Here is a 7,073-nt window from a genome sequence, read left to right as displayed (position 1 = left end):
GATTCGACTTTCATTTTACATCTGTTTATTTTAGACATCAAATCTTTGATGTCCTCACTAATTTTCATAATAGGTTCAATAGTAGTTACATCAATGAACATACTATCAACTTTTGTTGATATTGGTTCATAAGAATCTGGGTGATAGAGATAGTCTTTAAGCGTCTCTTTAACCAACTTCTCAGCTTTTTCCTCGTTAGAGAGTGTGCAAGAAGTCATAACTAATGCAACTGCACAGGATAGTAAGGTAATAACATTCTTCATAATGTTCACTATTTTAATGATAATTATTGACACTTATCCAAAACACGAAGCGTGGCACTGCGATGCTACGTCTTAGTTCGGAGGTCCTGAGAAAACCCTGTGTACAGATGTAGTAATAGCAGCCCACGCTATAGCGTGAGAACCACTATGCTACCCTTGTACACAATTCAGAAATTTCTCAGGTTTCCGTTCTACAAGATAAGCATAACGCTTCTTCTTTTTCTATGTCTCGGAAAGGGCTTCCCCAATCCAATTGCAAAAGTAGCTAAAATCCTTGATAAATTCCTTTCATTGAATGATTTTCTTTACTTTTTGAGACTGTTTGAGTGGGATTTATGCGCGTGCATTAAATTTTCATCCCATTACTTTGCTTTTGGGTAGTAATCCCAAAACCGTTTCTCCATTCATGCGCCTTCTGCCGGAACCATTGCACAAGCGGAATATCATTCACGCATATTCGGAAATGTCCAGTTCTGCTTTTATCTTCTTCAAACGAGAAAGCCGCACCTTCTGCATGGAATTTACGGTTAAATTCGGGTGAATAAAAATCACCTTTCAACTTCACTTTCTTCAACTTGCACAATTCTTGGATAATCTGTTCGGAGAAGTGCAGCGTATTACGGCAGAAGTCTATCAAGGGCAACAATTTATCCACATGAGGGAAGTATCGTTTTACCTTGTCTATATACTCACTGAACTTGATGCATTGGGCTTGGTGTTCACGTTCCATCTGCTTGATATATTGCTCTAATCTTGCATTTTTATTTTCAAGTTCTGCGATGCGTTGTTGAAACCCTTCCCTTTCCGCTTTCAACTTTCCACCACCCAAAAGAGAACCGACCTTTGCCACGAGTGCGGCTTTCGCCTCGGTCTTAGCGGCTTCCAGTTTTTCCGACTTGATTCCTTGCTTCACCTCGTCAAGTTTCTGTTCCGCCTGTTGTCTTTCCGTTTGCAACTGCTGCACATTGGCTTCAAGTTCTCCCGTCTGCCGCTTCAAATCACGGTAATATTGGGCGGTGGTGGTATGCCGTGCCTCCGAGCCACGGATGCCACGCTGCAAGCCGTATTTCGCCATTGCTTCGGCGTAGCTGTCGTGATAGGCTGACAGCTTCTCACGTGTCAGCACGTCATCGGCGCACAGGCGAATGGCATCCGTTTTCTTGCGGTAGGTGCGCTTGCCCTCTGCCTGTTGCTTCTTTTTCGCTTTCCTGCGCTCGCCCGTTACAATCGGTACGACCGTGGCGTGGATGTGCGGTGTATGCTCGTCCATGTGCAGGACTGCCGAAACGGTGTTCTCCCGTCCGAAAGTGCGGTGCAGCCATTGCAGGTTGTCGACACACCATTCGTTCAGTCTGCCCTCGTCCTTCACTTTCATCATGTCCTCATGCGTGCCTGAAAGCACGATGCGGATTGCCCTCACTTGGTCGGGCGTTATCTTCCTCTTGATGCCTGCCGTGCGGATGCGGTGGTTGATTGCTCCGGTGCGGTCTGTCACGCCATCGGGGAAGTCCACCAGCTCACGGTTGAGGCAGGTGCGTGTAGGGTCGGCGTTCTTGGGGACGGTTTTGCGTTCGATGTGGTCGGACGCGCCCGTGTCCGCCGAGCCTTTCGCCTTGTTGAATTGGATGCTTATGTATCCCATTTTTGTCTTTTATTTTTATAGGTTCTACAAACTTGTTTGTTCATTCCCGTCCGTTGCGGTCGTGCCGCATGAAAACGGGGGTGTCCAGAGGGGGTAACCCCTTCGGCTCATTGGGGCGTTTTTAGCATTAGCGCAGCGGTGCGTGAAGAAAACGCCCTAATGAGCTATGGTATTTTCCGTTAGCAAATATCCGTGTCGCTACAAGCATCCTCTTCCTACATTTTCATCCCTCGCTTTTTCGGTGGCTGTATCATCCGCCTTGCGGATTGGACTCGCTTCTCCTGTTTTATCGGTTCTGCCGATTGGAACAAGGTCTTACCGCATAGGTAGTCATTCAAATCCTTGTACTCACGATAGTATAGCGACTTGTCAAGTAGCCGTTCTCCGAACTTCGCTTTCAAGGTCTCGCAAGCGTTCCGTCCTGCCGTGTCGTTGTCAAGGTAACTGCCAAACTGTGTATAGTTTGCCAATAGGCTTTCCACCTTTGCGAGATTGGAAACGGAGTTCAATATGATATAATCCTGCGTTGTCAATCGTGGATATTGTGGATTGTTCTTCACTCTGATGGTAAGGAACGAGAGGTAATCCATAAAGCCCTCGAATAGATAGCACACGTTTCTCGGTTCGCCATGTTGTCTGATATGAGTGATGTCCTTCGGGGCGATGCAGCCCTTGAAGAAACGGTTGCGCACCTCATATCCTCCAGCCACATTCGGGAACCCTATGGCGAAATAGGGTTTACCGTTGTGGACGAAGTGCAGTTCCTTACATTCCGCTTGCGCCAATGCGGTGTTTATTCCACGCTCCTGCAAGTAACGGAGCAATGCAGGGTGCGTGAGTTCTCTCACTTCCAAATGTTGGAAACTCGGTTCGGATGCCTGCTGGCGAAAAGAGAAAGACACGGGACGGACGTGCGGTGCTTGTTCCGCTATCTTGCCAAGCAGGTAAGGCACATAGTCCGAACCGTAAAGCTCCTGCGCCAAAGCGATGATGTTGCCGCCCTTGCCTGTTCCGAAGTCGTACCATTGGTTGAGTTCGGTGTTCACCTTGAACGATGCTTCCGTTTCCTCCCTGAACGGTGATTTGTACCAACGGCTTTTGCCCTGCTGCTTGACGGGGTTGTAGCCCAAACTTTGCAGATAGTCTGCGATATGTATCTTCTTTGCTTCCTGTGTAGTCATAATCTTCCTATGGTTTTAATGGTGGATGAAAATCGTTGATTCGTTGAATGGTATATGTAAGATACTTATATCCATATAGATATATTCTCAACATCCGCTCAACAAACCACTCGCCAAAAGAGAAACCAACAATAGGTCGGGGCTTTATGCTCAACTTCTCTTTTGGTCTGTTGAGATTTTATTGAGAGCGTATATTGTTTATTATCAGTAGGATTATATCCATATTCAACAATTCAACAAAAAGACAATGGAGTTACAGCGTTTCGAGTTGCTGCCTTGTGACGGTATAGAAGCGTCCCACTCTCTTTATCGGCTCATACCGACACTCCCGATTGTAGTTCAGTTGGTAGGTGGTGTATGTAAGTCCGTTCGGTGCAGGCGTGAGCTTCCAACACTCCTGCAATACCTTTCTTACTTGGTGCTTCTCCGCTTTGACATACGAGTTTGCCAACAATGTGAGAATGTCATTGCAGCAAAAAGAGAAAGTGTCGACACCCATACTTGCCATGATATCAAGTATAAGTTCGCACATCTCAATCTCCAATCTGTTGCGGTTGCTTCGGATAATCTTCTGCAAGGCTTCGGTGTGCAGCAGTGACGTGGCAAACCACATACGGCTCTCTTTCTCGGTGGATAGCTGCCTGTGCTGCAAATGGTAGAGGAAAGCAGGTATTTCCGCTTTCAGTTTTTGCAGGAAGTCGGTATCGTCCGACTGCAAGCGGTCTATCTTCCGCACCCAATAGCGTGTTTCCCCTGCGTCTATGATGACGGGCAGATACTCGTTGTTGGAACACAGCACGAACTTGGCGAAGAACGCTATCTCGTCACGGTCTTTACCTTTGGCTTCCACCTTGTAGGAGAGTGTGGTACTTAGGTTCTTCAACCGTTCGCTGTCCTCCCTGCGGCTAAGCAACACTTCATCCACCACAATAAGGAGTTTGCCTGCCCAATCGGAATTGAACTGGCTGCGGAAGTCCTCGTTGGTGTTGAATGTCACGTTGTTCTGAAACAAGGCTTTCAGAAAGTTCAGGAACGTGCTTTTGCCCGTGTTGCGTTCTTCCGATACCAACAGCAGGATTGGTAACTTTTGAATGGGGTGCAAGTAGAGCAGTTGCAGGTAGTCCATGCCCAACTCGTATTGCTCCCCGAAGATGTGCCGTACCAAAGATTGGATAGAGGGAAAGACACCCTCCTGCGGTCGGTGGTCTATCGGTTCATAGAGGTTCAGGAACTTGTCCACTATCGGACGGTAATTCACATGGTCGGGAATCGTGCAGAAACCGTCATACTTGGGGACGGTGGCGAGAAAGTGCTTGCCGTAGTCCTGCCGCAGGGTCTCGTTGTTCCACACGATGCGTTTCTTCACATAGCCGCCGTTCAGTCGGGGCTGGTTCACTAACTTGTAGAGGGTTGTACCCACTCGGATAAACTCCTCCTTGCTGATGTCTGATTTACTCATTGTCCATATGCTTAAATGGTTGATAAATAATCGTGTGCAAAGTTAGAGTGAGCCGTTTGAAACCTTGATACGCAAATCACGGCAGAATGGCGCAAAAAACACACGGAATGAAAAACTTGCAGTATATCGGAGAACATAACAATAAAAATCCCGAAGAAACAACCGTTATAGAGGGGTGCTTCTTCGGGATTGTCGCATTCGTATGAATGAATGGCAATGCGCCTACTCAATTATGTATATGGATACATCGTTGGCAATGGGAATACGCATCGGTTTCATTACTTCATGTCGTCATTCTAACACACTTTACGCTTGATATTCAGATGATTTTATGCAATTACCCAGCGAAAAGAAGATGCTTGTTTTCTCTTTTCGCAAGTACAACTTTTCAATTACGGCATTCCGTACTCGTTCTGCTCCGTATGAGTGGATGCGGAAAGCGAGAGCGACAACCATTTCAAGACAGTAAATATCCATACCGATTTTGTCCGATAGGTGGATATACCGTTGCACCTCATGCTCTTTCAGTATTCCGCTTTTATATACTGCTTTGATTGCTGCACGGACGGATGGAGCAATGACACCGAACAGGCTGACAAGTTCCGCTTCGCTCATCCATACCGTTTCACTCGGTATAGTTATCGTACCGTGTTCTGTGATTTTGATGATATTCCTTTTCATTGTCCTGCCATTGATACATTGTTAAACGATTGGTTCAGCCTGTTGCCGAGCATGGTAAGGTCGTTATCCAATTTCTGCGTTGTGATTTTGGCGTAGATTTGGGTCGTGACTATGTTCGTGTGTCCCAAAACACGGCTCACGCTTTCAATCGGCATACCCATACTCAAAGCAAGGGTCGCGAACCCATGTCTTGCGCAATGAAACGAGATGTCCTTTGTTATCCCGCACTCTTTCATCACCTTTTTCAGCGGTTTGCAGATAGACCAGTAGTTGAGATTGGGGAACACGAGGTTATCCTCCTGTAAAGGTCGGTAACGCTCTATTATCTGCAAGGGTATATCCAGCAGTTTCACTTGGAACGGTACTTTTGTCTTGTGCCGTTTGGACAATATCCACTTCTCACCGTTCACTTCCACGATACTGTCATTGGTCAGTTCCTTGATGTCCACGAAAGAGAGGGCGGTAAAGCTGGCGAAAACGAAAATATCACGGATATAGGACAGTTTGGCATCCCCGAACTCGTGCGTCATCAACGCTTTCAGTTCGTCTTCCGTCAGGTATTCACGCTCCTTTACATTCGGGCTGATGTGGAATTGGGCAAACGGATTTCTCGGTATCAGTCCGTTGAAGTGCGCACGCATGACAACGCCTTTCAGCCACATGCACTTTTCCCATATCGTCCCGTTGTGCAGTCCTGCTTCCGTTGAGAGGTAGGCTGCGAACTCCTTGATGAAGTCGGGCGTAATCTCCAACATGGACATATCCGTCCGTCTGTAGAAAGACTTGATGAACGCTGCCACATGGTTTCTTGCCCTCACTCTTGAGTGGTAGGTTGCCATTACCCTGTCTTTGCCGACACGCTTCTTGAACACCTCGTTTTCACGGTCGAATGCTTTGAGCAATGTCTCGTACTCGCTACCGATACCCTGATAGGCATTGCGCACCATTTCTGCCGTAACGAACGCTTCACGGTCGGACAGGCGTTGGTAGTGCTTGATGATTTGCGCCTTGATGTTGTCCAAAGCGAGGTTGATGTCCCGTGCCTCCTTGCTCTTGCCTTTGGCTCGGTTGCCCTTGATGTCCCAAAGCGTTTTCGGGATACTCTGCTTGCAACTGAACTGCGCCACAGTCCCGTTGATTGTCACTCGTCCCATGATGGGAACAATGCCGTTTTTCTCCTTGCTGCCGTTCACGTAGAACAGCACTTTGAATGTACTTCTTGCCATACTCGTTTTTTGTTTGCAAAGTTATTACTCAACGAGTTAGACCTTGATAAGCAAATCGGAGCAGAACGGAGCAATCAATGAAGAGAGCGTTAAAAATGCATCTCATTTCGGGTAACGATTTGAAAACCTTCCTGCTTCATAGAACTGCTTTCCTTTGCGTTTCCCGCTTTTTACGGTTGGCGTCATTTGGCACTGTAAATGCTTTAATGATAGTCATTTCAGTGACATTTCAACCTCTTTTCTCGGTTATTCCAGAGATTCTTTGTAAATTTGCGCATAGTTATGGAGGACGCATTCCGATATGGAATCGCCCATCCCGTGTAGGCCGAGTGTTATCACCGGCCTATTTTTTTATCTGTCAGTTTTTAGTGGAGTGTTCCGGGTCGTAAGGTTTCTTGGATTTGCAGACTGAATACATCAGAATCAGGAGTTTGCGCATGACGGCGACAAGGGCCACTTTCCCTGACGGATTGGATTTCTTAATCCGGTCATAGAACTCTCTCATCTTGGGATTGAAACGTATGGCAGACATCGCGCAGATGTAGAGCATGGATCGGATTGTCGAGTTTCCTTTCTTCGATATGTGGCGTTTTGGATCCTGCGGACCCGACTGACGGGCCA

6 protein-coding genes and 1 pseudogene are annotated in these 7,073 nt (G+C 47.0%); all 7 read right to left on the bottom strand.

All coding sequences use genetic code 11. The annotated features are described in order from the left end of the window. Positions 1 to 263, bottom strand: a pseudogene (locus HPS53_RS12375) (hypothetical protein); the annotation flags it as partial. 346 nt (positions 264 to 609) lie between these two features. Then, positions 610 to 1,905, bottom strand: a complete 1,296-nt coding sequence (gene mobV, locus HPS53_RS12370) for a MobV family relaxase (protein ID WP_172206509.1) — start codon at positions 1,903 to 1,905, stop codon at positions 610 to 612. 215 nt (positions 1,906 to 2,120) lie between these two features. After that, positions 2,121 to 3,086, bottom strand: coding sequence for a toprim domain-containing protein (locus tag HPS53_RS12365; RefSeq protein ID WP_172206508.1), 966 nt, complete (start codon positions 3,084 to 3,086; stop codon positions 2,121 to 2,123). A gap of 253 nt (positions 3,087 to 3,339) precedes the next feature. Then, on the bottom strand, positions 3,340 to 4,545 hold the full coding sequence (locus HPS53_RS12360; protein WP_172206507.1) for a primase-helicase family protein: 1,206 nt from the start codon (positions 4,543 to 4,545) through the stop codon (positions 3,340 to 3,342). A gap of 306 nt (positions 4,546 to 4,851) precedes the next feature. Continuing rightward, positions 4,852 to 5,226, bottom strand: coding sequence for a hypothetical protein (locus tag HPS53_RS12355; RefSeq protein WP_172206506.1), 375 nt, complete (start codon positions 5,224 to 5,226; stop codon positions 4,852 to 4,854). Further along, entirely contained in the window at positions 5,223 to 6,452 is a 1,230-nt protein-coding gene (locus HPS53_RS12350; protein ID WP_172206504.1) for a site-specific integrase, read from the bottom strand. Before HPS53_RS12350 ends, HPS53_RS12355 begins: the two co-directional genes overlap by 4 nt. 358 nt (positions 6,453 to 6,810) lie before the next feature. Beyond that, positions 6,811 to 7,073, bottom strand: a 263-nt coding sequence (locus tag HPS53_RS12345) for a transposase (RefSeq protein ID WP_172206502.1), incomplete at its 5' end; no start/stop codon positions are given.

This window comes from Prevotella sp. PTAC, assembly GCF_013166535.1.
Classification (GTDB): domain Bacteria; phylum Bacteroidota; class Bacteroidia; order Bacteroidales; family Bacteroidaceae; genus Prevotella.
The sequence above is the reverse complement of the archived record's forward strand: the minus strand, read 5'-3'. Positions and strand labels throughout refer to the sequence as shown.

Coding starts and splice junctions, on each gene's coding strand:
- mobV (WP_172206509.1), bottom strand. CDS start 1,905: ATGGGATACATAAGCATCCAATTCAACAAGGCGAAAGGCTCGGCGGAC.
- HPS53_RS12365 (WP_172206508.1), bottom strand. CDS start 3,086: ATGACTACACAGGAAGCAAAGAAGATACATATCGCAGACTATCTGCAA.
- HPS53_RS12360 (WP_172206507.1), bottom strand. CDS start 4,545: ATGAGTAAATCAGACATCAGCAAGGAGGAGTTTATCCGAGTGGGTACA.
- HPS53_RS12355 (WP_172206506.1), bottom strand. CDS start 5,226: ATGAAAAGGAATATCATCAAAATCACAGAACACGGTACGATAACTATA.
- HPS53_RS12350 (WP_172206504.1), bottom strand. CDS start 6,452: ATGGCAAGAAGTACATTCAAAGTGCTGTTCTACGTGAACGGCAGCAAG.